Source organism: Hyphomonas sp. (assembly GCF_041398465.1).
Taxonomy (GTDB): domain Bacteria; phylum Pseudomonadota; class Alphaproteobacteria; order Caulobacterales; family Hyphomonadaceae; genus Hyphomonas.
On sequence record NZ_JAWKUS010000006.1, the window covers coordinates 41,529 to 67,813 of the forward strand.

Consider the following 26,285-nt stretch of genomic DNA (forward strand, 5'->3'; position numbering starts at 1 on the left):
CTAGCAGGCTGTTCCCGGCCTGTCAGCAGTCAATCCTGCCGCGTGATCGCGCGATAGAGATAGTAGATGGCCAGCACGCTCAACAGGGCCGATCCGAAGGCCAGGAGCGGCCCGACAAAGGCCTCGCCGGAACTGGCCGGAAAACGCTGCGCTGCGGGCACGGCTGTCCGGCGGACACCTTCGAACACGCCCCAGAGGCCAAGACCTGACAGCAATGCATAAGGCAGCCAGCGCATGACGCTGACGTCTCCATTCAGGCCATTGCTGCGCGACGGAGGAAGGGCCGGCGGCCGCAGGATTTCCCGGCGGCCTTCATGTGGGGCTGGCGCGGGGCGCACAGGTGCAGGTTTCACCGGCGGACGGGGCGGCTCAACAGGGGCCGGGCGGGCCTCGATGACCGTATCGTCCGGGCGGTCAGCCCCTGCCCCGTCGGGCTCTGCCAGGGCGGAGACAGCGCGGGTAATTTCGTCGGCCGTCGGCACGCTGGCATCGGCGTCTTCGGCAGGCGCTGTGTTTTCCGGCTGGTCACCGAGCAGTTTCGTCATCCGCTCGGCCACAGCCCGGGCAGCGGCCTGCGGTGCGGTTTCAGAGACAGGTCTGGGCGTCGCGGCAGAAGTGCGGCCATCCTCGGTGCGCGCCTCGATCACGACAGCCCGCTCTCGCGACATCGCCAACGCGGCGCCCGGATCAAATTGCGGGCGCAACAACACTCCCGGAACCGGGATGCGGCCGGAAGGATGCTCCAGGAACAGGGCTTTCTCCGCGGCGCGGCGGCGCACCAGCGCATCGACCACGCGCACTTCCCCATCCACCTGGCCCTTGCGCCAGGCCGCCATGCCTTCAGCAGCCTGCAGGCGCTCGCCGCTGTTCAGCAGCGCCAGCACGTTGGACTCCAGAAAAGCCTTCGGTCCGATATTGAATGCGAAGGACACCAGCGCATCGAATTCGTTCTGGGTCAGCGGCGTCAGGACACGTTCGCTGATCAGGTCTTCAATCGATTTCAGGTCATGGTGGCGCAGCACGAGTTCCGCATCGGCGCGGGTCACCCGAAGGCCTTCGCGCGCGCTGGCCGTGTGGCCGAAACCGACAATCCAGGACCCGTCCGGCAGACGGGCTGCGCGCGCACGGAAGCCCTCGAAGCTCTTTATAAGCTCGACCCCGGCTCCGGACGTGCGCATTGGCAGGGCCAAGATGAATGGCTCCCGTATTGAAACAGTTGATGTTTTTCTATTCCGCGCCCGTGCAAATAGCGCGCCTTTTCCCCTGATGCGTGAGTCCGGCGCCTTTGCCGGACCTCAGAGCAGGACCAGCGTGGCCAGCCCCAGGAAAGAGAAAAATGCCATCACATCGGTCAGCGTCAACACAAAGACCGAGGAGGCCACGGCCGGGTCGGCGCCCAGCTTCTTGAGTCCGAGCGGCACAAGGATGCCCGAGAAGGCGGCCCACAGGAAAGTCGCCAGCATGGCGACCCCGAGCACAATCGACAGTTCCACATTGTGGAACCAGACGAGCGCCACCAGTCCGACGCCCAGGGCGAACAGCAGGCCGTTGACCACCCCGCTCAGCGCTTCACGCAAGATGGCCCGGCGCACCGCGTCCCCTTCCAGCTGACGCTCGGCAATTGCGCGCACCGCCACAACGAGGCCCTGGCTGCCGGCATTACCGCCCAGAGCCGCGACCACCGGCATCAGGATCGCCAGCTGCACGACCTGGTTCAACGTGCCTTCAAAGAGGGAGATAATGCCAGAAGCGATGAACGCCGTGACGAGATTGACGGCGAGCCACGGCGCCCGCGCGCGCACCGTGTCGACGACAGAGTCCGACCCGTCCGCCGAACTGACGTTGAGCAGCGAGAACAGGTCTTCCGCCGCCTCTTCCTGGATAACGTCGACCATGTCGTCGACCGTGATCATCCCGACGAGACGGCCGCCAGCATCCTTCACCGGCGCGGAAGCCAGCGAGTATTTCTGGAACTGGAAAGCGACCTCTTCCTGGTCCATGTCGGTGCGGATATCCGACAGCGGGTCGGTCATGAGATCGGACAGCTGCACATCGCGCGGCGTGCGCATCAGCGTCGCCAGCTGAACGATGCCCTGCAGCCGGTAAGCCGGATCGATCACGTAGATTTCGTAGAAGACTTCCGGCAGCTCCTCGCCCAGCTCACGCGCATGGTCGATGGCGTGGCCGACGGTCCAGTATTCCGGCACGGCCACGAATTCCGTCTGCATGAGACGGCCGGCCGATTCCTCTTCATAGGCAAGGCCGCGCTCAAGCTGGGCCCGGTCGAAGGGTTCCAGGTCTTCGAGGATGCGCTCGCGCCGGTCGTCCTCAAGGTCTTCAAGGATAACGGTCGCATCATCGGAATCGAGTTCGTCGAGGGCGCTCGCAACGGCGGTGTCCGGCAGGACGTCGACAGCCTCTTCGCGATAGGAATCGCGCAGTTCGATCAGGATGTCGGACGGCAGCTCCCCGCCCAGCTGCTCGACCGCTTCGGAAAACGTGTCGAAGGGCAGCGCTTCCAGCAGGTCAGCCGCGTCAGCCGGGTGCATGCGCTGCAGCGTCCGCGCCAGCCAGCGCGTATCGTGCTCATCGACGGCATCGATGAGGTCGTCCAGCAGGTCCGGATCGACATTCGGCGGCTCAGGCGCCGGATTGGGAGGCGTGGACACATCCGTCATGGCGCCTGTCTTGCCGCTGTTGCTGCGCCGCGGCAAGGGGGCGTCAGGCAGACCGGCTGAGTTCCGCCTTCTTGATCTTCTTGGCCAGCGACCATTTGTGCACTTCGGTCGGCCCGTCATAGATGCGGAAGGCACGGACCTCGCGGAACAATTGCTCCACAATCGTGTCACGGGTCACGCCCATGGCGCCCATGACCTGCACGCAGCGGTCAGCCACGCGGAACAGGGCCTCGGAGACGGCGACCTTGGCCATCGAGCTTTCGACATTGCCATTCTCGCCGGCGTCCAGCGCATCGGCACACCAGTCGATCATCAGCTCAGCCTGTTTCAGGTCGATCTGGTTTTCGGCCAGCATGAAGCCGACGCCCTCATGGTCGACCAGAAGCTTGCCGAACGCCTGACGATGGCAGGCATAGGTCGTGGCGATCTCATGCGCCCGCGTCGCGACACCGTGCCAGCGCATGCAGTGCGACAGACGCGCCGGGGCGAGACGGATCTGCGCATAGCGGAAGCCCTCGCCGGGATTGCCGAGCATGTCGCTCGCCGGGACCCGCAAATTTTCGATACGGATTTCGGCGTGTCCGCCTGCCATCGACGAATCGATCGTGTCCAGCAGACGGACGATCCTGATCGCCGGGTGCGGCAGGTCGACGAGGAACATGCAGGCCCCCTCTTCCGCCTTGGCCATGACGATGCCGACGGCGGCGCCTTCCGCCCCGGTGATGTAGGTCTTGTGGCCGTTGATTACCCACTCATCGCCATCCTGCACGCAGACCGTCTTCATCATGGACGGGTCGGACCCGGCGCCATTGTCGGCCGATGGCTCGGTCATGAAGAAGGCAGAACGCGCTTCGCCGGTCAGCAGCTTGTCGAGGAACCGGGCGCGCTGCGCATCGGTAGCGACCTTGCCCAGCAGGAACATGTTGCCTTCGTCCGGCGCGCCGGTGTTGCAGGCGACCGGGCCGAGCGGTGACAGTCCGGACTTTTTCAGCACGTGCGCCGTGCCCCGTTGTGACAGGTGGGTATGGTCCGGCAGGATGTGCGGCGTCATCACGCCAGCCTCGCGGGCCTTCGCGCGCAGTTCGCGGACAAGGTCTTCGGAGGGGCCGTGATCCTCAAGCCGGGGATCGCGCTCATAGCTGGCGACGGTGTCACGGACGAAGCGTTCGACGCGCTCGCCGATTTCCTCGGCCAGGGCCTGGTCAGGATAGGACATGGGTTCACCTCTGCGCTGGATCTTTCGACGCGTATCTGCCGGTCAGACCTTCAGAGGACAAGGCCTGCCGTAACGTCGCTAAGGGTGGAACAGCCTTGAGCCTGTTTCATCGCGGAGCGCAACGAAGCGGGAAACATCGAAGGATTCATTCGATTGCTAAAATCGATCCACTGGATCGATTTTTGGCGCTGAGCGCCAATCGCGGAAGAGCAGCCTTGAGCCTGTTTCATCGCGGAGCGTAGCGAAGCGGGAAACATCGAAGGATTCATTCGATTGCTAAAATCGATCCACTGGATCGATTTTTGGCGCTGAGCGCCACCGCAATCGAATGGTGCGGTCGAGAGGACTCGAACCTCCACGGGTTGCCCCACAGCGACCTCAACGCTGCGCGTCTACCAATTCCGCCACGACCGCATTGTCTCATTCGAGGCGAAGGCGCCGTATAAGGCCCGCCTGCCGCTTTGTGAAGCCCCGAATACACCCTATATGCGGGGCGTGATGCACAATTTTCCTCCTGTCCAATGGGCCGTGTCGGATCGGCCGGTTCCGTACGAAGACGCGTTGGCCTTCATGGAGGCGCGGGCGCGGGCAATTCATGATGAAGGCGCGCCGGAACTGGTCTGGTTTCTGGAGCATCCGCCGCTCTATACGGCAGGCACATCAGCGAAGCTGGATGACCTTCGCGACCCGTCCCGTTTCCCGGTGTTCGATGCCGGGCGCGGCGGGCAGTACACCTATCACGGCCCCGGCCAGCGCGTGGCCTATGTGATGCTGGACGTCGGCAAACGCGGCAAGGATGTGCGCGCCTTCGTCCAGAATCTCGAAAAGTGGATCATCACGGCGCTGCAAAGCTTCAACATCGAGGCCGGGCCCCGTGATGGCCGGATCGGCGTCTGGGTCGACCGGACGCAGGCTGGCGGCCCGCCGCGCGAAGACAAGATTGCCGCCATCGGCATCCGCCTGAAACGCTGGGTCAGCTTCCATGGAATCAGCCTGAATGTGGAACCGGACCTGGAGCATTTCACCGGCATCACGCCCTGCGGCATCGCCGACCCGCGCTTTGGCGTAACCAGTCTTGCCGATCTCGGCATCCCGGCCACCATGGCGGATGCCGACATCGCCCTGCGCGACGCATTCGAGGACGTGTTCGGCAGCCCGTTGGTACCGGTGCCCTGCCCGCTTCAGCCCGCCGCGTAAGCCGGCGGCAGCGGCTCTTCGCCCTGCGCGATATCGCTACCCGTCCGGAACTTGCCGACCCCGCCATTTGGAATGCGGGCGACAAAAAGCAACGACCACAACATCGCGAGGAAAGACAAAGGTGCCCAAAGCATGATGGCAAAGCCGAACCCGCTGCTGGCGGCCATGTCGCGCTCGCTGGGCGGCGGGCCTGGACGGCGCCGCTGCCGCTGTTGAGGCTGTGGCTTGGCCTCTGCAGGCGCTGCAGTACCCTCCGGAGCTGCCGCGTCCGCTGTCACCGCAGGCTTTGGTGCGTGCATTTGCTCATACTTCTTGATGCCGCCCTGAGCGCCCAGGAAGAAGCCAACAAGGCCCAGCATCAGGGGCAATAGGACAATCATCGCCCAAATCGGCGATTTGTGCGCCTCATTGAAACGGCGGACATGCACGACCCATGAGGTCAGCTCTGTCACGATGGTAAAGGCAAAGAATGGCAGCAGCAGTTCCGGGATCGGCAGGACGAGGGCTTCGACCGGCTTCCACAGGCCGCTGAGATCCGCCCCGGCGAGCGAGGCCACGAACACCCCAAACACCGGCACGATGAACAGCAGCAGACGGCCCATGAACATGAAGGTCCAGGCGCGGCTGAAATGGAGCTTCGGGCTGGAGCCGAGCGGATTGAACAGGACCTGGCCCCATTTCATGTCGTGGGGATTATCCCGGGCATCCTTGATCCAGGGACGGTGCGGGTCGATCGCGTCGGGATAGTAGGGTTTCATGCGAGGGCGTCCTTGTGCGGAGTGTCAGCTGGGCGGTTCAGAGGGCATCGGGGCGGCGGGTTGCCGGCCCATGGGCATTGGCGTCCGGATCGGAAGGCAGGCGCGCGCCGACAAGGGCGAGGCCTGCACTGGCGAGCAGGAAACTGGCGAGCGTGGTCAGGGCCGTGCCCTTGGCGATCTGCAGGGCGTGCTCCTGCTGGGCCTGCAGCATGCCGCCGAAACCGTCCTTCAGCCCGATCTCCTGAATCTGGGTCATCAGCGGCATCATGTCAGGCGAAAGCACCGGCAGCAGCACGGCATTGAGGATCGATGACGCGACCACAAAGCCGAACAGGAACAGCAGGTTGAACCAGGCCGTCTGCCCGGCATCGTGCAGGCGTTTGGCAAAGACGCAGAAATAGGCCCACAGCATCGGGTATTGCAGGATCGCGGCGCCAATGGAGGCAACCACTGTCAGAACCTGGATGACCGTTCCGGCCCCCGTCAGCAGGATCAGGCCGCGCAGGAAGTCGCGCGGGCCAATCCGTCCCTTGGGGTTCAGCAGGACATGGGAAATGTCCATGGAAAGAAATTCTCCTGTTGTCAGGTCGGGTCTTCTGGCGCATTCTTATCAATAAACGATAAATCCGCGCAAGAGAAACCCGCACAATAAAGAGCCGGACCCCGCAAGGGCCCGGCTCGGAAATTACGTCCGGCCAAAACCAGGGTCTGGGCCGGAAGCAGGGCGTTTGCCCCGCTTAGACAAACGTATCGGCAGTGCCGGCGCCCGGGTTCAGCGGATCCGGACCGTACTTGTTCGGGCCCTTGGTGCCGGGAATGCAGGCGATGACGATCATGGCGATCGATGCGATGAAACCGATGACCGGGATCACGCTGGCGATCACCAGGCCGAGATAGATCCAGCCCGTCTGGTTGATGTCATGCAGGCGGCGCACGAACAGCGCGATGCTCGGGATAACGATGGCGAGGCCGTAGATCGCAACCAGCGCAATCAATCCGAAGCCGATGGGAGAGACCTCTTCCGTACGCATATTGATGCCACCGAGGCCGAAGAACAGCACCGCCCAGACAATACCGATGATCAGGTTGAACAGGTAAACCCACCAGTATTCGGAGCGCATCGAGCGTCCCTGGAAGTCCACATATCGCGAGAAGAACATTTTGACTGCGTCGGGAAAGCTGACCATTTCGGGTCTCCTTGTCTTGCCGGGTCCCCCTCTGAAGCACCCGAACGGTTGGTCATTCTGAACTTGGTGCCGCCCACCAGGGGCCGGCAAACTCTACTGACTAACTGAAAGTCGAGGCCGCACTGCCCGGAGCAAGGCCGTACTGGTTGTCGTTCGGATCGGTCTTGAACAGGCCCATCACGACGCCCACCACACCGGTCACGATACCGGTCGCCAGAATGGAGGGAATCAGCTGCGCCTGCGACATGCGCTTGGATTCCTGCATGGCATATACCATCGCCGCACCGGGATCGTTTGAGGACAGATAGTCCTCCATGTTCTCCTGCATCTCGCGCTGCATGGCCGTGACATCCACACCGAACAGGCCCGGCAGGACATATCCTGCGATGGCAGACACGATGATGGCCAGCACGATGATGGCCAGCGTCAGCCAGCCGGTCTTGCCGGCATCATGGAAGCGCTTCGCGTGCACGGCGATCCATGGCCAGATGAAGATGATGCTGGCAACACCGAGAAACGGAGACACATAGGCCGACACGACAGAGAGCACCGCGCTGATGCCGAAAAGAATCAGGACAGCCCGCCAGTAGGTCGGCTGGTCGATGCGCCCGTTCGGACTGAATAGAAGTTCCATTGCCGGTCCCCGGAATAATCTTTCAACACAGGGGAATATCTGCCCTCCCCCGCAGGTCTGGCCGGGGCGGCATTCAAGCCAGCCCGAACGTCCCTGCGGCAGGATAGCGCGGCAATTTGATTATTGGGAGGTTAATTCGTCCCCGATTTAGGCGAACTCGACCATAATTTCGTCGGCCGCGACGCTGTCGCCCGCCGCCACATTGATCGCTTTCACCGTTCCGGTTGCTTCTGCCCTGATAATGTTCTGCATTTTCATGGCTTCGACGACGCAGACGGCTTCGCCTTCCTGCACTTCCTGGTCGATCTCCACATCGATGGACACAACCAGACCGGGCATTGGGGAAATGATCAACTTCGACGTGTCGGGCTTCGGCTTCTCCGGCAGTCGGGCATGCAGCTCGGCGATTTGCGGCGTACAGACCAGCGCCCGCAGGGCAACACCCCGGTGGCGGAACACATATCCTTCGGTCCGGTCGGCGAACTTCACGGCGAAAGCCTTGCCATCCAGAGACCCTTCAACGAGATGCTGGCCCGGCATCCAGTCGGTCACCAGCGCGTGCGGCTTGCCGCCATCGATGGAAATTTCCGCATCGCCATCCCCGCCAAGCTCCAGCGTGACCGGGTATTGCTTGTCGCCAAGGATCACGACCCATTCACGGCGGGCTTCCGGCACCGGCGCCATGCGGCCGGAGGTAAGCGCCGCGCGGCGCGTCAGGAAGCCGTGCACATAGGCGGCCGCGCAGACCAGTTGTGTTTCCTGGGTCTTCGTCGGCGGCACACCGTCAAAGCCTTCCGGGAACTCGTCCTTGATGTAGGCCGTGGTGATGTTGCCAGAGCGGAAGCGTTTCTCGTCCATCACGGCAGCGATGAAAGGAATGTTGTCCTGGATACCCTCGATGTGGAAGCGATCCAGCGCTTCGGTATGCGTATCAAGCGCCGTGTCACGGTCCTTGCCCCAGGTGATCAGCTTGGCGATCATCGGGTCATAGAACATCGAGATCTCGTCGCCCTCGCGGACGCCGCTGTCCATGCGGACCTCGCCTTCGCCAAGCTTGCCTTCTCCCGGCGGGTGGAAGCGCTTGAGGCGGCCGATGGATGGCAGGAAGTTGCGGTACGGATCTTCTGCATACACACGGCTTTCCACAGCCCAGCCATTGATGCCGATATCGGACTGCTTGAGCTTCAGTTTTTCGCCATACGCGACGCGCAGCATCTGCTCGACGAGGTCAACGCCCGTGATCATTTCAGTGACCGGGTGCTCCACCTGAAGGCGGGTATTCATTTCAAGGAAGTAGAAGCCCTTGTCCTTGCCGGACGCCACGAACTCCACGGTGCCGGCGCTGTCATAGTTCACAGCCTTGGCAAGCGCGACGGCCTGTTCGCCCATCTTCTTGCGGGTTTCCGGGTCGAGCAGCGGCGACGGCGCTTCTTCGATGACCTTCTGGTTACGGCGCTGGATCGAGCACTCGCGCTCATTCAGGTAGATGCAGTTGCCGTGCTTGTCGCCCAGCACCTGGATCTCGATGTGGCGCGGCTCGAGGATGAATTTTTCGATGAAGACGCGGTCGTCGCCGAAGGAGGATTTGGCTTCGGCCTTCACGGCCGGGAAGCCTTCTTCGACTTCCTTGTCATTGTAGGCGACGCGGATGCCCTTGCCGCCGCCGCCAGCCGATGCCTTGATCATGACCGGATAGCCAATCTCCTTGGAGATCTTCACGGCTTCCTTCGTATCTTCGATCAGGCCCATATGGCCCGGCACGGTGTTCACGCCTGCTTCGGCAGCCAGTTTCTTGGAGCTGATCTTGTCGCCCATCGCGTCGATGGCGAAGGCGTTCGGACCGATCCAGCCGATGCCCTCTTCTTCCAGGCGCTTTGCGAAACCGGGATTTTCGGACAGGAAGCCGAAGCCCGGATGGATGGCTTCCGCGCCCGTGGCCTTCACAGCCTCGATGATCTTGTCGGCGACCAGATAGGATTCGGCGGCCGGGGACGGGCCGATATGCACGGCTTCATCAGCCATCTCGACCGCCATCGAACCGGCATCTGCATCGGAGTAAACAACCACGGTCTGCACGCCCATACGGCGGCAAGTCTTGATGACGCGGACGGCGATCTCGCCCCGGTTTGCAATCAGGATCTTCTTGAACATCTCTACCCCGGCAGGCCTTATAAAACTTACAGCTTGCCGCAGTTACGCCGCACACCCGAACTTGTCCACACATGACGGAGCGACAAAAGGCCTTGAGAAAGACAGCAACACATGTTAGTGAACGCTCACTATTTGACAGGAGGCCGCCATGGCCACAATCCGGATTGACCCGCAACACTTGCAGAGCGAGGGCGTGATCGACGCCGATACAGCCGCTCTCATCGAGGCGAATGCCTTGCCGGACGCCCGGTTCGGCCTGTTTGTGAACCTGTCCCTGATCATGGGTGCACTGGCGGTCGCCGCCGGCACGATTGCGCTTGTGCCTGACGCTACGACAGGCCTGTTGCTCGCTATCGCGGCCATCGCTGCAGCTGAATTGACCCGCCGGTTCGCGCCCGGCGCGTCGCTGAAAGTCCTGTCAGCAGGCCTTGCCCTTATGGGTGTGCTTGGACTCGCAGGCTGGATTGGCTGGCAATATGAAGACGCTTCAGATACGACCCTGCCCGCCCTGCTGATCACCCTGCTGCTGGGCGCAGGCGCTGTCTGGTTCCGGTCGGCCTTCCTGATGGTCCTCTCGGTATTGGCGTTTGGTGCCGTCTTCGGCACGGGCACCGGCTACTGGCATGCCTGCTACGGACTCTTTGTCGAGCAGCCCACAATCACAATCGCCGTGTTCGGCGCGATGACAGCTGGCCTCTATGTCCTGCGCGACCGGATCGCCGAGACATGGAAGAACCTGGCCGGGATTGCCGCACGCACAGCTTTCTTCCTGGTCAATTTCGCTTTCTGGATCGGCTCGCTCTGGGGCGACGACCTTGGGCCGGACTATCGCTATTCAGAAGAGACAGACTGGGAAACCTGGCGCGCCGCCACCACGCACGTGCCGGAAGCTGTCTTCTCCATCGGCTGGCCTGTTCTGCTGGTCGCGATCATGGCGCGCACCCGGAATGGTGGCTTCGTGTCGGTGACGGCAACCGTCTTCCTCGCGATCCACGCCTACACGCAGTATTTCGAGACCTTCGGGGCTCACCCGTGGACGCTGCTGGTCGGCGGAATCGTGCTGGTCGGGCTGGCCGTTGGCGCGGCGAAGCTGATGAAACTGCCTGCGCGTACCTAGTCGTCCCGGCCCTCGATCTTGGCTTCGAAGGCGCGCACGCGGGCCGTCAGCGACACGAGGAAAGCGGTCGACCAGCTGATCAGCAGGAACCCGTTCATGGATTCGGCCACGCCCAGCATCCGCCACTTGTGCGACAGGATCACGTCCCCGAACCCCACCGTTGTGAAGGTCGAAGTGGAAAAATAGACCGCCGTTTCGATCTGGTGGAGTTCGCCAACGAAGAGATAGGCGAAGGCATAAAGCCAGATCTGCAGCGAATGCAGGGCAAACAGGCTGAACACGACGATCAGGATGCCAATTCCCTGCCCGATGGTTTCGCCCATTCTTGACGTTCGGCGCCGGAATTCCCCTCCCCGCTGGCGCAACAGGGCCGTCAGGCCGACCAGCCCGGCGAAGTGAATCGCGAAAGTGATGGCGACCATAAACGTCGCTACAGCCAGATTCTGGAACAGGATCATGTCCTGAGCCTCCATTTGCAAACCCCAGTTTACCCTGCAGCCATTTAGCTTTCGTTGACGGAGCGAAAATCTGCCGCCACAAGCCAAGGCACAACAGAAGAGACACGACAGAACAGACAGGGAGGCCGGGCATGGCAGACACGAAAGATCTCGCGGGACGCAAGGCAATTGTTACAGGGTCAGCCACCGGGCTGGGGCGCTCGATCGCGCTGCGACTGGCCGAGCGCGGCGCCGATGTGATCATCAACTGCACCAAGTCTGTCGCCGATGCCGAGCAGACCGTTTCCGATTGCCAGGCTTTCGGGGCACAGGCGCGGCTGGTACAGGCCGATGTCTCCACTGAAGAAGGCTGCAAGGCCCTCGCCGACGCCGCCAGCACATGGGGCCGTCTGGACATCCTGGTCAACAATGCGGGAATCACCCGCCATGCCCGCGACCATGCCGACCTCGACGCCCTCTCCCGGCAGGATTTCCTCGACATCTATGCCGTGAACGTTGCGGGCCCCTTCCTCATGATGCAGGCCTGCAAGTCACTCCTGGTGAAAAGCCATGAGGAAACCGGCCGGGCAGCGGCAGTACTGAACGTGTCTTCCATCGCAGGTGTGACCGGGGTGGGATCTTCGGTTGCATATGCCGCCTCAAAAGGCGCTTTCAACACGATGACGCTGTCTCTTGCCCGTGCGCTCGCCCCGGCGATCAGGGTTAACGCAATATGTCCGGGATTCATCGGCACGCGCTGGTTCAAGGATCAAATGGGTGAAGAACAATACAGAAAGATGGAGGCAGGTGTCGCTGCGTCAGTCCCTCTGAATGTGGCCAGTGGCCCCGAAGATATTGCAGATTCGGCCGTTTTCTTCTGCACGGATGCGAGTCGGCATGTGACCGGCGAAACCCTGCTCGTGGATGCCGGAATGCACCTCGGCTACGCCCCGCTGGTCGCCCGGTAGCGCACAAAACAAAGGCAGCACTGCCTCAAGTCTGCTCAATTCAGGGGCGATCCTGAACTCGGTACCCGGATAACTTCTTTTTCAGTCCGCAGCTGCCCAAAGCCGCGGCAATCTGGCCCCGGCGCTCAATGAAGCGCGCTCTTAAAAAGAACGGGGAAGTTCAAATGGTATCCAAGTTTACACGGGCGGGGGTCGCCCTCGCAGCACTCGCCGCCGCAGCCGGCGGCGCCTACGCCGAAGGCGAATGGTCGGGTAATGTCGCGCTGACGACAGACTATGTCTGGCGCGGTATTTCGCAGTCCAACGAAGATTTCGCCATCCAGGGCGGCTTCGACTACTCCAATGCATGTTCTACGCCGGTACCTGGGCATCGAACATCGACTTCGGCGACGAGCCGGAAGACGCCAATCTGGAACTGGACCTGTATGGCGGTCTCGCGGGGGAGACTGAAAGCGGGATCAGCTGGGACGTCGGCTTCATCTACTACGCCTATCCGGACACGGAAGAAGCAGACTACGACTTCGTCGAACTGCAGGGCGCACTCGGCTACACCTTCACTGGCGGCGTGTCCGTCGGCGGCGCTGTGTACTACGACCCGGACAATGAAAACCTCTATGTCGAAGGATCTGCGGACTACTCCTTCACAGACGAGTTCGCTGTGAGCGCATCTGTCGGTAACTACAGCTACGATGCTGGCGGCGACTACACCAACTGGTCGCTCGGCGGCACCTACTCCCTGCCGGTCGGCATCGATGTTGACCTGCGCTACTGGGATACCGATGGCGACGACATCTATGGCTCGATTGCCGAGTCGCGCGTTGTCGTGACGCTGGCGAAGTCTCTCTAAGGCTTCGAGTTCCTCCAACTGCGCGGGGATCATGCCCTCCTCCACGCGCAGCAAGGTGAAGGCCGCTGGTTCCCGCCGGAACTGGCGGCCTTTGTTTTACCCCAATGCATTCCTATCTTTATCCCATGGGGGTTCCCCAAAATCAGATTGACCTGAAGGAGACGATTGCGTGGCAGCCGAGTTCACCCCTGTGCAAGCTGTCGATGCGCTCGTTCCGGCAATCACGCTGCTGGGCTTTGGCGCCGCCTCAGCCCTGGTGACGAAGGCCGCCCGCCTTAGCCCCATCGTTGGCTACCTTATTGTTGGCATACTGATTGGGCAGCATGGCCTCGGGTTAATTCATGAGAGTTCCGCCACGCACTTGCTTGCCGAGCTGGGCGTGGTCTTCCTGCTGTTCGACATTGGCATGCACGTTTCGATGCGGGAGCTAAAAGAGAGCCGGCGGGATCTGCTGGGTCTCGCGCCAGCGCACCTGATGCTGACGGGCCTGATGAGTGCCGGCGCCCTCTGGCTAATCGGGATCGCATGGCCGGTCGCCCTGGCTGTCGGGCTCAGCCTCGGCCTGTCCTCCACGGCAGTCGTCGCACGCATCCTGACCGAGCGCGAACAGAATTCATGCCCCATCGGCCGAACGGCAACGCATGTCCTGATTTTCCAGGACATGGTGGCGATCTTCCTGATGATCTACGCAACATCTCTCGGCGGCGCGGAAACAGGCGCCTCCGGGCTGGCGGGGATCATCTCCACCCACTTGCTCGCCGGGGCGGACCTGCCGCTGATCGGCTCACTGGCCTTGTCACTCGTTCAAGCGGGCCTTGCCTTCTACGCAGCGGTGCTGGCCGGTAAATACCTGATCAATCCCCTGTTCCGCACACTTGTGGCCATCCGGAACGAGGAAGCCTTACGGCCTTCACCCTGCTGTTCGTGCTGGCAGCCGCCTGCGCGACAGCAATGAGCGGCTGTCCCTCACGCTTGGCGCCTTCCTGGCCGGCCTCGCCGTTTCGGGCACGCCCTACCGCCACGAAGTGCAGACCGAAATGGCGCCCTTCCGCAGCCTACTCCTCTCCTTCTTTTTCATCAGTGTGGGGCTCTCCATCGATGTGCCTGCCCTACTGCGCAACTTGCCGTTCGTCCTGCTGGCCGCCGGCGCCCTGATCAGCATGAAGTCCGCGCTTGGCTTTGCCGCAGCGCGCCTCAATGGCTGGAGCGTGCCGGGCGCAACGCAGATGGCGTTCCTTCTGGCGCAGGGGTCGGAGTTTACACTGGTCATTCTCTCGCTGGGCGCCATCGTCACCGGCATGCCCGTTCCGCTGATGAGCAGCGTGGTAGCAGCCGTCGCGCTGTCGCTCGCCATTGCGCCCGTCTGGGCAGGCCTCGGCGCGCGCCTTTCCCGCGAGATTGTCCGGCGCACCCAATCCCGGACCGAAGCAGCGCCTGCCTCGACGCCCCTGCTGGACCGTCCGGTCATCATCGTTGGCATGACGCAAACCGGCCGCCTCGCCGTCGACGCGCTGGAAGATCACGGCATCCCTTATCTCGCGACGGAGTTCGATCCCGACAGGATGCTGTCAGCGGTCGCGGATGGCTACAAAGTCTCGTTCGGGGATGCGTCCAACATCAAGCTGATCGAGGCGATCGGCGGCAACAAGGCACGGGCCATGGTGCTGGGCATACCGCGCTATGAAGTCTCCCTCGATGTGACGCCCGTCGTCCAGCGCCGTTTCCCGGACCTCAAACGCTTCATCACCGTCGACTCGCCGGAGGACATGGTGCGCTTCTCCGAACTCGGCATCCGTACCCATTTCGCCATGGGGGAACCGCGCGGCATCGAAATGGTGATCGACATGCTGAACGCGCTGGGCGTGCCTGAAGATGAGGTGAGTGCGTGGATCAGCCACGAAACCGAACGCTTCGCGATTGGCGAGGCCAAGCCGGACGAGGATGATGAAGATCTCGATCCCCTCGATTCCGACCTCGATCAGGCTGCCTGACAAGCAATCCTGAGAATCAGTTGAAGCGCGGGCTGGAAATTGCGCGGAATGCCGTCTATAGGCACCATCATTCCCGTCAGGAGGCTTAAATGCGCATTGGTGTTCCAACTGAAATCAAGAAACAGGAATCTCGTGTCGGCCTGACGCCTGAAAGCGTCGGGGAGCTCGTTCGGGCGGGCCATGAGGTCGCCATCCAGGATGGCGCGGGCCTCGGATCCGGCTTCTCGAATGAAGATTACACCCGTGTTGGCGCAAAGATCCTGCCGGACGCCGATGCCGTCTTCAAAGCCTCGGAACTGATCGTGAAGGTGAAAGAACCGCAGCCGGAAGAGACCGCCCGTCTCACGCCCGAACACACGCTCTTCACCTATCTCCACCTGGCGCCGGACCCCGTTCAGGCCGAAGGCCTCAAGAAGTCCGGCTGTCTCGCCATCGCCTATGAGACCGTCACCGACGCGCAGGGCGGCCTGCCGCTGCTGAAGCCCATGAGCCAGGTGGCTGGCCGCATGTCGATGCAGGTCGCCGCCTGGGCCCTGATGCGCACCAAGCGCGGCCGCGGCATCCTGCTGGGCGGCGTGCCCGGCGTTGCGCCGTCGAAAGTCGTCATCATCGGCGGTGGCGTCTCCGGCACACATGCGGCGGAAATCGCCGTCGGCATGCGCGCCGACGTCACCGTCTTTGACCGGAACAATCGCCGCCTCGACGAACTCGACAGCGAATTCCGCGGCAGCCTGAAGACGATGTACTCCACGGCCCACTCGCTGGCCGAAGCCATCAAGGAAGCCGACCTTGTCATCGGCGCCGTGCTGATCCCGGGCGCAGCCGCTCCGAAACTGGTGACCAAGGCCCAGCTGAAGACGATGAAGCCCGGCGCCGTGCTGGTCGACATCGCCATCGACCAGGGCGGCTGTTTCGAGACCAGCCACGCCACCACGCACGAAGATCCGATCTATGAGGTCGACGGCGTGCTACACTACTGCGTGGCCAACATGCCGGGCGCCGTGCCGCGCACGTCAACCTATGCGCTGAACAACGCCACCCTGCCCTTCGTGATGCAGATCGCAAACAAGGGCGCGCGCGAAGCAATCAACGCCAACCCGCACCTCGCCAACGGCCTGACGGTCGATGCAGGCAAGATCGCCCACGAAGCCGTCGCCCATGATCTCGGTGAAGAATACGTCCGGCCGGACTGGCTGAAGGCCTGAGGCCTCGGGCACCGGTCAGGCGTAGTAGGCCCGCACCTCTTCCAGCCAGTCGAGCCGGGCGCGCAGCATGTGCTGGGCGCCGGCGACGGTCAGCGCGTCAAAATCCCGGCCTTCCGCGGCTAGCTGGTCGCGGCTTGCCTCGACGCGGTCGAGTGAAGCCTGCGTCGCGGCCATCATCTCTTCGACGACCGGAACCCGGTCACCCGGTGCCAGCAGCCTGATGAAATTCAGGCGTGTACGGACAGGGTCGGCCGATGGCTCGCCGACCCATTCGGGTACATCCTTCAACCAGGACTGAGCGGCTTTCCTGCCCGCAGGCGTCGCTTCGATTTCCTTGGACCCCCGGCCATCGGATTCGACATCGTGGCGGGTCAGCAAGCCCCGTTCGGTCAACCGCCGGATCAGGGGATAAATGGACCCCGTACTGGCGCGCCAGGTCGAGGTCAGTGACTCCTCGAACTGCTTGCGGATACTGTAGGCCGTGCACGGCCCTTCGAGCGCGATCAGCGCCAGAACGCAGGCCTCCAGCTCCGTCATGCTTTTCCGGTCATCCACGTTTTTGCTTGCCATTCACATCCACCTGACCTTATTTAGTGCGAATCGCACTATTCGGACACTGGATCAAGCATGACAGACGCATCCCCAATGAAAAAAGCGGCAACCTGGCTCCTTTGGGCCCTTCCATTGATCTTTCCTCTGGTCCTGCCGGGCATTGGCGCCCTGTTTTCACTTGTTGTCGTTGTCCTGGCGCTGATCTTCCACAAGGACGCCCGGCGCGCGACCCTGCGCTGGTGGGGCGACCGTCCCGGCCGCATGATCCTCATCGGCATTGGCGCGGGCATCGCCATTCACATTGCCTTCGCGGTTCTTGTCGAACCCCTGATCCAGATGCTGCTCAACGAAGAAATCGACCTCAGCAATTTCGATGCGGTGAAGGGCAATGTCGCCAACTACCTGATCCTGCTGGCGATCGGCATCTTTTTTGGCGGCTTCGCGGAAGAGCTGATGTTCCGGGGCTTTGTCGTCGGCTGGGGCGAACGCCTGTTCGGCGGCGGGGCAATCTTGCTGGTCGTGCTCTCCGCAGTCGTCTTCGGCGCTGCCCACCTCTATCAGGGACCGTCCGGTATGTTGTCCACCGGACTGATCGGTCTTTTGTTTGGCCTGCTCTATCTAGCCACGGATCGCCGGCTGATCGCCTGCATGCTGGCACACGCCACGGTCGACATTCTTGGCATCACAGAGCTCTATGTCGGCCACCCTTTCCTGCCGCCCCTGGTCGGCGCATGATCCGTGTGACGACCACATGCTCATCTAAAAATATCAACAAAAACCGCGCTCTCTGAACTTTTATAACGATTTTGTTCAGATAGCGCCGTCCTGTGCTATCATTCCCTGACTCGCCGCTCGGCGGCGCGTCAGAACTCCTCCCGGCAACTGTCCAAAACGGACACGCAATCCAGTGGGAGGGAATCCAGATGCTTCGTGCACTCGCAATCACCTACAGCCTGGTCTGTTACGCCATCGGCGTCGCCGCGCTTACCTATCTCATCCTGTTCGTGGCCGGCCTTTTCGTGCCGGTGACAATCAATGCCGCTTCGCCACTCGCGCCGGAAATATCCAGCCTGCCAGCCGTGTTGTGGAATATTGTCCTCGTCGCGATCTGGGGCACCCAGCACACTTTCATGGCTAGCGCCGGGTTCAAGACATGGTGGACCCGCCACTGCCCTGCCGCGATCGAGCGCAGCACATACGTGCTGTTCGTCGCACTCTTCACGGCCGGTCTCGTACTTTTCTGGGCCCCGCTGCCGGACACGCTGTGGAATCTGGAAGGCAGCACCCTCGGCACAGTCCTGCTGGCGACCTATTTCTCCGGATGGGTCATCACGCTGGTCTCGACCTTCCTGATCAACCACTTCCACCTGTTCGGTCTGCAGCAGGCCTGGACCTCGCTGAGCAAGACCGAGTCGAAGCGGGCAACCTTCCGTACGCCGCTCTTCTACAAACTGGTGCGCCATCCAATGATGACGGGCATCCTGATCGCGCTCTGGTCGGTGCCGCACCTGACGATCGGCCGGCTCGTCTTCAACATCGCGATGACCGCCTATGTCTTCATCGGCATCTATTTCGAGGAAAAGACCCTGGTCGCCGATCTGGGTGCGGAATACGAGGCGTACCGCCACGAGGTTCCGAGTGTCATTCCGGGCCTGCCGGCTCGACCCTCCCCGGCATCTCCCGCCTGAGTCCGGTGCAGGCCGGAAAGGAACCGCCCGGTGTTTCCACCGGGCGGTTTTCTTGTCGGAAGTTCAAGTCAGGCCAAAGTCAGACCGGAAATCAAGACAGCGCGGCGATCGCGTCATCGATCGTGGCACGGGGCCGGTCGAGGATGGCGCTGATCTGGGCGCGCTGTTCAATGGCGAGCCACAGGCCCAGCACTTCGACATCGACCACGCGCCATTCACCCTGGCGTTCGAGTACGCGCCAGCGGACCATCAGTGGGTCTTCGCCCCGAGGCGTAATGCGGGTTTCGACGATGGAATCGGTCGCGCTGCGGTCCTTTGACCCGAGCACGACGATATCGGCGTCCTGGAATTTGTCGGCATTGTCCCGAAACGTTTCGGCGAGGAAGATCGTCAGGGCGTCGGTGAAACGGGCCTGTTCTTCGGCGCTGACACGGCGGGCGTGCTTGCCAAGGGCAAAACGGGCAACGGCGGCGACATCGATAGACCGGGTAAAGGCTTCTTCGCCTTTCACCGGATCGGAAATATCAGCGGCAGCACCGGCGATCAGCGCTTCAGCCTCAGGGCCAGCCAGCGCCGGAAGCGGCGCCAGGACGAGGGCAGCGGTAAAAAGGAGCGTGCGGATCATCGAACTCAATCCTTCAGGTTGAACGGCACACTACATATGGCGTGCCACCCCGCTGAGTTCCCTTGGTAACTATATAGTAATCATGCAGAATGCGCATGAGCCGGACCTCTTGAAATGTTGGAATCCGAATCAGGCGCGACTTTCGTGCCACATCGGGGCGTTTCTGTTTCAGGCTGAAACGATCCGGACAAAGCTGTGATGCAATGATCACAAGCATTTGTCTGAAATGGAATTTTTGGTGAATCGGCCGGTAACCATAAAATGAAGGGCAGATGCCCTACCCCGGCAGGCCCGCAATGTCCGGGCCGATGCCGGAGAAAAAAACAAATGGGAATCCGGTGTGGTGCGCGCTGTGGGACTCGAACCCACACTCCCGAAGGATGGGGATTTTAAGTCCCCTGTGTCTACCATTCCACCAAGCGCGCGAACCTTGTGGTTGCCTTTCTGGCATACACGCCCAATCCGCTACAACACCATGTGTCATTGCAGGTTATCCGCGCGATTCCCCGTTGACGGGAAGCACTTTTGATCCACGCTTGGTCATCGCCAACACTCGTGGATTTCCCATGACAAACCAGAAGATGACGACCCGCCTCGCCGCCGCAGGCCTGAGCCTCCTCATGTGCGCCTGCACGGCCATTGCTGAAGGTCCGCCACCGGCACCGAAACTCAGCGAAACCGCTACGCCGGTGACTGAGGATACGGAATACCTGCGTACGGCCCCCGCGCCGGACTATTGGGCCTTCGCGCCGTTCGTGAAGCCGCAATTTACGAATTCCGCCTGCTCCATCGCGTCCGTCACCGGTGTCGTGAACGGCCTTCGCGGCCTTCCCGTGTTGGCGAAGGACTCGGTCACGACACAGCCTGGCATGCTGGAGATCACGGGCGAGCCGGTCTGGGCCAGTGTTTCTGCCGAAGGGGGTGACGGGGTGACGTTCGATCAGCTGGTCGCGTTCACAGAGGCTGCCCTCGCCGCGAACGACCTTGCCGGCTACCAGACCGAAGTCTTCCATCCCGCAGCGGCCAACGAGGCAGCGCTGGACCAGATGCGCGCCATGCTGGTCGCGAACGAAGTATCTGCCGAGGATGCGCTGCTGGTCTATTTCAACCAGGGCGTCGTCACGGGCGACTGGGACGGCCCGCACGTGTCGGTCATCGGGGCCTATGACGCCGAAAAGGACCGCGTGCTCGTGCTGGAAGTCGATCAGGAATGGTACATCCCCTACTGGACGCCCGCCGAAACGCTGCTCGCCGCCATGGTAAAACCGACCAGCGCCGAGCATGGCGTGCTGGAAGGCCAGACCGGCGGCTTCGTGCACGTCTACAAGTAATCCTCCCGGCCGGGGTGGACTTGGCGGCGCTTGCCGGGCGATGCTGCCCGGTGAGTGACACTGCCACCCCGCCGGAGGATCCGATGCTGAAAGCCCTGCCCTTCCTGTGGTTCCTTCTGGCCGCGCTGGGCGCCGCCGCACAATTCGTCGTGGCGAGCCTCTCAGGCGCGGAGGCCATGGGCACGATGCTGTTCAGCTCCGCCTCCATGGTCCTGATCGCGACGGTCAGCGCGATCGGTATGGCGCTGGTCTACCTGCTGATCCAGCGCACACGGCCGTCCACCTCGGTGGCCATCGTCGGCTACAGCCACCTCTTCCTGGCAGGCGCCGCCTATGTCGGTCAGGCGGTCGGCAATCTGGAGCGCAACCGTTACCTGGCCGGCACCGGCGGAGACATGACCGCTGCCGGCTTTGCCTACACCGCCAGCGGCCTTGCCAGCCTGCTGGCAGGGATCGTCTTCATCCTGGCGCTGATCGTGGCGCTGAATACGCGCCACGAACGCCTTGAGGATATTTTCTAGATGAACCGCGCGGCTACCGCCCTGCCCTGGATCTGGGCGACCAGCGGCATTTTGGGCACGCTCCACACTTATTATTTTACCGGATCACAGCTCGGCTTCAGCCTGGCGAACCTGTCCGGCGTGATCACCCGCGACCAGGGCGCGGGTCTGCTCGCTGGTATCGTGGTGGGCCTCACCTATGCAGTGATATTGAAACCTCGCGAAAACCGCAGGCGGATCACTTTGCTGGGCTATCTGCACCTTGCCTGTATCGTCGGCGCCTTCGTGGCCAGCTTTGTTCACGGCCTGAACGCGCTGCACAACAGCGACTATGCCTGGTCAGCAATGGCAGAAAGAGGGTCAGCCAGGTGGTTCATCCGGCAGGCCTCCATCTATCTGACACCGATTGGCTTCGTATTTTATATCGCGGCGCTGGTTACTGCCCTGCGGACAAAAACCAGCGCCACGGAAGTTTTCTAGACGACGCGTTCGAACACGGCGGCCAGGCCCTGTCCGCCACCGATGCACATTGTCTCAACGCCATAGCGGGCTTCGCGGCGGTCCATCTCACGCAGCAGCGTGGTCAGGATGCGCACACCCGTACAGCCGACGGGGTGGCCGAGCGAAATGCCGGAACCGTTGACGTTCAGGCGGGTCATGTCGTCATCGCTGAAGTTCAGCGCCTTGGTACAGGCGAGCACCTGCGAGGCGAAGGCTTCGTTCAGCTCGAAGAGGTCAATGTCCTTCAGCTCCAGCCCGGCGCGCGCCATGGCTTTCTCCGAAGACGGCACCGGGCCGATGCCCATGACTTCCGGGCCGACACCGGCCACCTGCCAGGACAGCATCCGGCCGAGCGGCTTCAGGCCATACTTGTCGGCCGCCTCGCGCGTACAGACGATACAGACCGCCGCACCGTCATTCTGGCCGGAAGCGTTACCTGCGGTGACGGTGGCGTCCGGGTCTGCCTTGCCGCGGATGGCGCGAAGGGAGGAGAGTTTTTCCAGCGTCGAGTCGGCGCGGATATGTTCGTCCTTGTCCACGACCGTGTCGGATTTGCGGCCTTTCACCGTGAACGGAATGACCTCGTCGTCGAACTTTCCGGCGGCCTGCGCCGCAGCGGCCTTTTGGTGGGAATTGTAGGCAAACTCGTCCTGCGCTTCGCGGGTGATCTGGTAGTCACGGCGCAGGTTCTCTGCCGTCTCGATCATGCCGCCCGGCACGGGGTGGAACTTGCCGCCCGCCGTGTAACGACCACGCGACAGGCCGTCATGCAGCATCAGGCCGTCGCCCTTGATGTCCCAGCGCATATCGATGGAGAAGAAGGGCGCGTTGGACATGCTTTCCGCACCGCCCGCAATGACGAGATCGTTCGCGCCGGAGCCGACCTGCATGATCGCATTGATCACCGCCTGCAGGCCCGAGCCGCAGCGGCGGTCGATCTGGTAGCCGCCGGTTGTTGTGGTCAGGCCAGCATCCAGCGCCACCATGCGCCCGAAGGCCGGAGCTTCCATGGTCGGATAGCACTGCGCGAAAATACAGTCTTCGACCGCTTCTGCCGGAAGGCCGGTTCGCTTCATCAGCTCACTGATAACATGACTCGCCATTTCATGGGCATGCACTGTCTTGAAGCTGCCGCCAAAGCCACCGACCGCGGTGCGTACGGGTTCACAGATTACAACGTCTCTCATCGGATTTATCCTTGCTGGTCGCGGCCACGGGCGGTGACCTGTTTGCGGGCCTCTTCCACGGAATCGGCGGTAACGGAGTTGGCGTGCTCGATCGAGCGGCGCACTTCTTCTTTCATGGCGTCGGCGAACGGCATACCGAAGCCGTCATCGATCAGCGCCTTGTACTTCTTCAGCAGCACGGGCTGCGTGCCGCACATTTCGTGCGCCAGCTTCATGGCGGCGGGGACAAGCTCGTCCGCCTTGTAGACGCGGTTTACCAGGCCCCAACGCTCGGACATCTCGGCGTCGATAAAGTTGCCGGTGAAGGACAGTTCCTTGGCGCGGCTGATGCCGATCAGGCGCGAAAGTTTCTGCGACAGGCCCCAGCCCGGCACGATACCGACGCGGGCATGCGTGTCGGCGAACTTTGCATTCTCGGAGGCCAGCAGCACGTCGCACATCAGGGCCAGCTCAAACCCGCCAGTGATGGCAAAGCCGTTGATCGCGCCAATGATTGGCCACGGATAGGCTTCCATCGCGGCGAGGATGTTGATCGCCTTGGAGTCTTCGTCGGCGCCGAGGGCAAAGCCGGTCTGGCCAGCCTCTTTCAGGTCGACACCGGCGGTGAATGCCCGGCCTGCACCGGTCAGTACGACGGCGCGAATTTCCGGATCGTCCTTCAGTTCGGTGAACACGCGCACGATCTCGGCGCGCAGGGCCCGGCTGAGCGCATTCAGCGCGTCCGGCCGGTTCAGGGTCACAAGGGCGACCGGTCCGTCGCGCTCTACAAGAATAATTTCGTCAGCCACGATGGCCTCCCTTTTCGTCTGTCTTTGTCGGCTCAGGCCTGTTTCCGGCGGAACAGGGCCACGAAGGCCATCATCAGGGCAACGAGCGCTATCGCCGCAGCCAGGAAGAAAAGGCCAAATTTCAGGGGCGTCAGCCACTCCTTGGTGTCGAGCACATCAACCGTACCGTGCAATGCCAGCGCCTGGACGGTATTTTCGGTCAGATCCACGATGATCGTGGCCAGCGCGGGCATCGCTGCGGCGCCGCCAAGACCGCTGAAATATCGCAGCGCCATGGCCGCGAAGAACCCGCCATAGGCAAGCGGAAACGCGGTATCCAGCGTCACGGTGACCCAGAAATGCATGTCCCGCTGCTCTGGCGTCATGGCCGCGATGATCTCGCGCGACTGCACCATCGAAGACGACGTATCGAGATAGACCCCGCCGACGTCGCTTCTGAAATAGCCAAACCCGGCACCGATCACGATCATCAGGACAAACAATGTCCAGATGACCGGCGTTCGTCTCAGGAAATTTGTCACGTATTGGCGTCCTCCAGCCGCTCGGGTCTTACGCCCGCCTTTTCGATGATCGCCGACAGTTTCGCGGCGACCTCTTCAATCAGCTCTTGATGGAGGGTGGAGGCGACAAGGTGCACGCCGCTGTCGCCTACCGTCCGGAACCAGGGATAGGAGCCGAAGGAGACCTGCGGCATCTCCTTGGCCAGCGCACCCAGCGGCTCGGCAATGTCCCCTTCCCGGAGGCCCGTGCCGCGGATCGTGATCTTGTGGACAACGGCGCCGGTTTCGAGGCGCGGGCCGATGTCTTCCAGCATGGCGCGGGCGACCTGCGGCACACCGGCCAGCGTGAACACATTGCCTGTCTGGAAACCCGGCGCGCCGGACACCGGATTGGCGACGATGCTCGCCCCGTGCGGGATGCGCGCCATGCGCCGGCGGGCGGGCGTGTATTCGGTGCCCATGGCATTGTAGCGCTCGGCCAGCATGGCGGTGACTTCCGGATGTTCCGAAATGCCGACACCGAAGGCCTTGGCGATGGCGTCTGCCGTGATGTCGTCATGCGTCGGGCCGATGCCACCGGTCGTGAAGACATAGGTGTATTTTGCCCGCAGCGCGTTCACCGCTGCAACGATCTCGTCCTCGATGTCGGGCACGGTCCGGCTTTCACGCACCGGAATGCCGAGCGGGGCCAGATAGGTCGCGATCTGCTGGAGATTGATGTCCCGGGTACGCCCGGACAGGAGTTCATCTCCGATCAGGAGGACGGCGGCGGTGGGTGAACTACGGTCAGTCATGCCATTCCATCCCCCAAGCAGCGTCACTCTGCAAGCGCGCGATAAACGAGATCGGCGGATTCCTTCCGCGATGCCCGGTCAGAGCCACCCGGAAAACGCTGGACCATGCCGATGAAAAAGAGGTCGTTGACCGGATCGATCCAGAACCATGTCCCGGCCGCGCCGGTCCAGTAGTAGGAGCCCTCCGGCTGGGCTGCGCCAGCCGCCGACGAGTCGACATATATGGCAAAGTCCAGTCCGAACCCTTGTCCAGTCATTTGCGGATTGGGCGTGGTACCGTCCGAGAACAGGCTGACGCCCTCCGGCAGCACATTGGTCCGCATCAGCTCCACCGTCTCCGGTTTCAGGATACGCACACCGCCGAACTCACCGCCATTGACCAGCATCTGGCAGAAACGGGCATAATCACCCATGGTCGAAACAAGCCCGTGCCCGCCTTTCTCCATACCGATCTCGCCTTCCCGGAAGGCAAAGCTCGCCGCCTCGATCGGCACGAGTTCGCCCGTCTCGGCATCCGGTGTGAAGACATCGGAGAAGCGGTCGCGTTTCTCCTCCGGCACAAAGAAGCCGGTATCCACCATGCCGAGCGGCGTGAAGATTTCATCCTCAAGATATTGGCCGAGGCGCTTGCCGCTCAGTTTCTGGACAATATAGCCCTGCACATCGACGGCGGTGCTGTAGGCCCAGTCGGTGCCCGGCTGGTAGAGCAGCGGCATTGTCGCGAGCCGCGAAATATAGGTTTCAAGGTCCGGCGCGCCGAGCACGTCCGCAGCCGCATACATGTTGTTGACCGGGTCGTCGCTGAACAGGCCATAGGCAAAGCCCGCCGTATGGCTCATCAGTTCGCGCATCGTTGCGGGCCGGTCGGCATTGACCAGGATCGGTTCTCCAGCCTCGTCGAGACCTTCGAACACTTTCAGGTCCGCCAGTTCAGGCACGTATTTCGTGATCGGATCATCCAGACTGAACGCCCCGTCCTCATAAAGCGTCATCAGGGCAACGCCCGTGACCGGTTTCGACATGGAATAGATGCGGAAAATCGTGTCTTCCCGGATCGGCGCCTGGTCGGCGGCGCGGCGGATACCGTACTGGTCGTAATTGATGACCTCGCCATCCTTCACCAGCAAGGTGGAGATCCCCTTCACCTTCCCATCATCGACCGATTTGCGCATCGCAGCGTCCAGCTCGGCCAGTCCGTTGACGGAAAATCCGGCTGGCGATTCCGTTTGATCGAGGTATTCGAACGTGTTCGCCTGCGGTTCGGCCGCCGGTGCGGTGGTGCAAGCCGCCAGGCCGAACAGGGCCACGGCGGACAGGATCGCGCTGGTCTGATGTTTCATAATGGCTCCCCTTGCCGGATATGTCTTGCAGGCGTCGGTCGCGCCCTTGCCCCCACATTACAGAGATCAATTGCCCGGCGCCAAGCTGAACCT

General features: G+C 62.2%; 27 protein-coding genes, 2 tRNA genes and 1 pseudogene. 12 read left to right on the top strand and 18 right to left on the bottom strand.

Annotated features, from left to right (window positions below; all coding sequences use genetic code 11):
• Positions 1–29 precede the first annotated feature (29 nt).
• From R3C98_RS16795 to R3C98_RS16810, 4 genes are all read right to left on the bottom strand, one after another.
• The gene (locus tag R3C98_RS16795; protein WP_371315228.1) at positions 30–1,190 is read right to left on the bottom strand and encodes a lysozyme; all 1,161 of its coding nucleotides are present in this window, start codon (positions 1,188–1,190) and stop codon (positions 30–32) included.
• Between the two features lie 105 nt (positions 1,191–1,295).
• On the bottom strand, positions 1,296–2,678 hold the full coding sequence (gene mgtE / locus R3C98_RS16800; protein ID WP_371315229.1) for a magnesium transporter: 1,383 nt from the start codon (positions 2,676–2,678) through the stop codon (positions 1,296–1,298).
• A gap of 43 nt (positions 2,679–2,721) precedes the next feature.
• On the bottom strand, positions 2,722–3,894 hold the full coding sequence (locus R3C98_RS16805; protein WP_371315230.1) for an acyl-CoA dehydrogenase family protein: 1,173 nt from the start codon (positions 3,892–3,894) through the stop codon (positions 2,722–2,724).
• Positions 3,895–4,223: 329 nt separating this feature from the next.
• Positions 4,224–4,308: transfer RNA gene (locus R3C98_RS16810), tRNA-Leu, on the bottom strand.
• An 84-nt stretch (positions 4,309–4,392) separates the two neighbouring features.
• Here R3C98_RS16810 and lipB point away from each other — a divergent pair.
• Positions 4,393–5,091 carry a lipoyl(octanoyl) transferase LipB gene (lipB, locus tag R3C98_RS16815; RefSeq protein WP_371315231.1) on the top strand — a complete coding sequence of 233 codons (699 nt, stop codon included), beginning with the start codon at positions 4,393–4,395 and terminating at the stop codon, positions 5,089–5,091.
• Here lipB and R3C98_RS16820 read toward each other — a convergent pair.
• The 5 genes from R3C98_RS16820 to R3C98_RS16840 all read right to left on the bottom strand — a co-directional run bounded on the left by R3C98_RS16820 (position 5,076) and on the right by R3C98_RS16840 (position 9,821).
• Positions 5,076–5,849, bottom strand: coding sequence for a hypothetical protein (locus R3C98_RS16820; RefSeq protein WP_371315232.1), 774 nt, complete (start codon positions 5,847–5,849; stop codon positions 5,076–5,078). The genes lipB and R3C98_RS16820 overlap by 16 nt on opposite strands.
• A 37-nt stretch (positions 5,850–5,886) precedes the next feature.
• Positions 5,887–6,411 carry a hypothetical protein gene (locus R3C98_RS16825; RefSeq protein WP_371315233.1) on the bottom strand — a complete coding sequence of 175 codons (525 nt, stop codon included), beginning with the start codon at positions 6,409–6,411 and terminating at the stop codon, positions 5,887–5,889.
• 175 nt (positions 6,412–6,586) lie between these two features.
• Positions 6,587–7,036, bottom strand: a complete 450-nt coding sequence (locus R3C98_RS16830; RefSeq protein ID WP_371315234.1) for a DUF805 domain-containing protein — start codon at positions 7,034–7,036, stop codon at positions 6,587–6,589.
• A 100-nt stretch (positions 7,037–7,136) separates the two neighbouring features.
• Complete coding sequence (locus tag R3C98_RS16835; protein WP_371315235.1) at positions 7,137–7,670, bottom strand: DUF805 domain-containing protein; 534 nt, start codon at positions 7,668–7,670, stop codon at positions 7,137–7,139.
• Positions 7,671–7,817: 147 nt separating this feature from the next.
• A complete protein-coding gene (locus R3C98_RS16840; RefSeq protein WP_371315236.1) occupies positions 7,818–9,821 on the bottom strand; it encodes an acetyl-CoA carboxylase biotin carboxylase subunit in 2,004 nt (667 codons plus the stop codon).
• Between the two features lie 148 nt (positions 9,822–9,969).
• Here R3C98_RS16840 and R3C98_RS16845 point away from each other — a divergent pair, with 148 nt between their 5' ends.
• Positions 9,970–10,938, top strand: a complete 969-nt coding sequence (locus R3C98_RS16845) for a hypothetical protein (protein ID WP_371315237.1) — start codon at positions 9,970–9,972, stop codon at positions 10,936–10,938.
• Here R3C98_RS16845 and R3C98_RS16850 read toward each other — a convergent pair.
• Positions 10,935–11,396 (bottom strand): ion channel, encoded by a 462-nt coding sequence (locus R3C98_RS16850; RefSeq protein WP_371315238.1) that lies wholly within the window; start codon positions 11,394–11,396, stop codon positions 10,935–10,937. The genes R3C98_RS16845 and R3C98_RS16850 overlap by 4 nt on opposite strands.
• A 131-nt stretch (positions 11,397–11,527) precedes the next feature.
• Here R3C98_RS16850 and R3C98_RS16855 point away from each other — a divergent pair, with 131 nt between their 5' ends.
• The 5 genes and pseudogenes from R3C98_RS16855 to ald all read left to right on the top strand — a co-directional run bounded on the left by R3C98_RS16855 (position 11,528) and on the right by ald (position 16,386).
• Entirely contained in the window at positions 11,528–12,343 is an 816-nt protein-coding gene (locus R3C98_RS16855; RefSeq protein ID WP_371315239.1) for an SDR family NAD(P)-dependent oxidoreductase, read from the top strand.
• Positions 12,344–12,507: 164 nt separating this feature from the next.
• Positions 12,508–13,190 (top strand): annotated as a pseudogene (locus R3C98_RS16860) (TorF family putative porin).
• 169 nt (positions 13,191–13,359) lie between these two features.
• Entirely contained in the window at positions 13,360–14,145 is a 786-nt protein-coding gene (locus tag R3C98_RS16865; RefSeq protein ID WP_371315240.1) for a cation:proton antiporter, read from the top strand.
• Positions 14,066–15,181 carry a cation:proton antiporter gene (locus R3C98_RS16870; RefSeq protein WP_371315241.1) on the top strand — a complete coding sequence of 372 codons (1,116 nt, stop codon included), beginning with the start codon at positions 14,066–14,068 and terminating at the stop codon, positions 15,179–15,181. Before R3C98_RS16865 ends, R3C98_RS16870 begins: the two co-directional genes overlap by 80 nt.
• A gap of 89 nt (positions 15,182–15,270) precedes the next feature.
• On the top strand, positions 15,271–16,386 hold the full coding sequence (gene ald / locus R3C98_RS16875; protein WP_371315242.1) for an alanine dehydrogenase: 1,116 nt from the start codon (positions 15,271–15,273) through the stop codon (positions 16,384–16,386).
• Between the two features lie 15 nt (positions 16,387–16,401).
• Here ald and R3C98_RS16880 read toward each other — a convergent pair whose 3' ends face one another.
• Positions 16,402–16,956, bottom strand: coding sequence for a PadR family transcriptional regulator (locus R3C98_RS16880; protein ID WP_371315243.1), 555 nt, complete (start codon positions 16,954–16,956; stop codon positions 16,402–16,404).
• 57 nt (positions 16,957–17,013) lie between these two features.
• Here R3C98_RS16880 and R3C98_RS16885 point away from each other — a divergent pair, with 57 nt between their 5' ends.
• Together R3C98_RS16885 and R3C98_RS16890 are read left to right on the top strand one after the other, a co-directional pair.
• Positions 17,014–17,673 carry a CPBP family intramembrane glutamic endopeptidase gene (locus R3C98_RS16885; RefSeq protein WP_371315244.1) on the top strand — a complete coding sequence of 220 codons (660 nt, stop codon included), beginning with the start codon at positions 17,014–17,016 and terminating at the stop codon, positions 17,671–17,673.
• A 188-nt stretch (positions 17,674–17,861) separates the two neighbouring features.
• A complete protein-coding gene (locus tag R3C98_RS16890) occupies positions 17,862–18,626 on the top strand; it encodes an isoprenylcysteine carboxylmethyltransferase family protein (RefSeq protein ID WP_371315245.1) in 765 nt (254 codons plus the stop codon).
• A 91-nt stretch (positions 18,627–18,717) separates the two neighbouring features.
• Here the strand turns inward: R3C98_RS16890 and R3C98_RS16895 are convergent, their stop codons facing one another.
• Both R3C98_RS16895 and R3C98_RS16900 read right to left on the bottom strand, forming a co-directional pair.
• The gene (locus tag R3C98_RS16895; protein WP_371315246.1) at positions 18,718–19,251 is read right to left on the bottom strand and encodes a phospholipid-binding protein MlaC; all 534 of its coding nucleotides are present in this window, start codon (positions 19,249–19,251) and stop codon (positions 18,718–18,720) included.
• A 341-nt stretch (positions 19,252–19,592) separates the two neighbouring features.
• Positions 19,593–19,676 (bottom strand) — tRNA-Leu (locus tag R3C98_RS16900).
• Between the two features lie 141 nt (positions 19,677–19,817).
• Between R3C98_RS16900 and R3C98_RS16905 the strand changes: the two genes are divergently transcribed.
• From R3C98_RS16905 to R3C98_RS16915, 3 genes are read left to right on the top strand one after another with little or no spacing between them, the layout of a single operon-like run.
• Positions 19,818–20,582 carry a phytochelatin synthase family protein gene (locus R3C98_RS16905; RefSeq protein WP_371315247.1) on the top strand — a complete coding sequence of 255 codons (765 nt, stop codon included), beginning with the start codon at positions 19,818–19,820 and terminating at the stop codon, positions 20,580–20,582.
• A gap of 50 nt (positions 20,583–20,632) precedes the next feature.
• Positions 20,633–21,103 carry a hypothetical protein gene (locus tag R3C98_RS16910; protein WP_371315248.1) on the top strand — a complete coding sequence of 157 codons (471 nt, stop codon included), beginning with the start codon at positions 20,633–20,635 and terminating at the stop codon, positions 21,101–21,103.
• Positions 21,104–21,562 (top strand): hypothetical protein, encoded by a 459-nt coding sequence (locus tag R3C98_RS16915; RefSeq protein WP_371315249.1) that lies wholly within the window; start codon positions 21,104–21,106, stop codon positions 21,560–21,562.
• Here R3C98_RS16915 and R3C98_RS16920 read toward each other — a convergent pair.
• Genes R3C98_RS16920 through R3C98_RS16940 form a run of 5 tightly spaced genes read right to left on the bottom strand, consistent with a single transcriptional unit; the run spans position 21,559 to position 26,192 of the window.
• Positions 21,559–22,770 carry an acetyl-CoA C-acetyltransferase gene (locus R3C98_RS16920; protein ID WP_371315250.1) on the bottom strand — a complete coding sequence of 404 codons (1,212 nt, stop codon included), beginning with the start codon at positions 22,768–22,770 and terminating at the stop codon, positions 21,559–21,561. The two genes, R3C98_RS16915 and R3C98_RS16920, sit on opposite strands and share 4 nt — an antisense overlap.
• 5 nt (positions 22,771–22,775) lie before the next feature.
• Positions 22,776–23,558 carry an enoyl-CoA hydratase gene (locus R3C98_RS16925; RefSeq protein ID WP_371315251.1) on the bottom strand — a complete coding sequence of 261 codons (783 nt, stop codon included), beginning with the start codon at positions 23,556–23,558 and terminating at the stop codon, positions 22,776–22,778.
• 32 nt (positions 23,559–23,590) lie between these two features.
• Positions 23,591–24,079, bottom strand: coding sequence for a hypothetical protein (locus tag R3C98_RS16930; protein ID WP_371315252.1), 489 nt, complete (start codon positions 24,077–24,079; stop codon positions 23,591–23,593).
• The gene (locus tag R3C98_RS16935; protein ID WP_371315253.1) at positions 24,076–24,852 is read right to left on the bottom strand and encodes a competence/damage-inducible protein A; all 777 of its coding nucleotides are present in this window, start codon (positions 24,850–24,852) and stop codon (positions 24,076–24,078) included. The genes R3C98_RS16930 and R3C98_RS16935 overlap by 4 nt, the downstream gene beginning before the upstream one ends.
• A 23-nt stretch (positions 24,853–24,875) precedes the next feature.
• Positions 24,876–26,192: a serine hydrolase domain-containing protein gene (locus tag R3C98_RS16940; RefSeq protein WP_371315254.1), complete on the bottom strand. Its 1,317-nt coding sequence runs from the start codon at positions 26,190–26,192 to the stop codon at positions 24,876–24,878.
• Positions 26,193–26,285 lie beyond the last annotated feature (93 nt).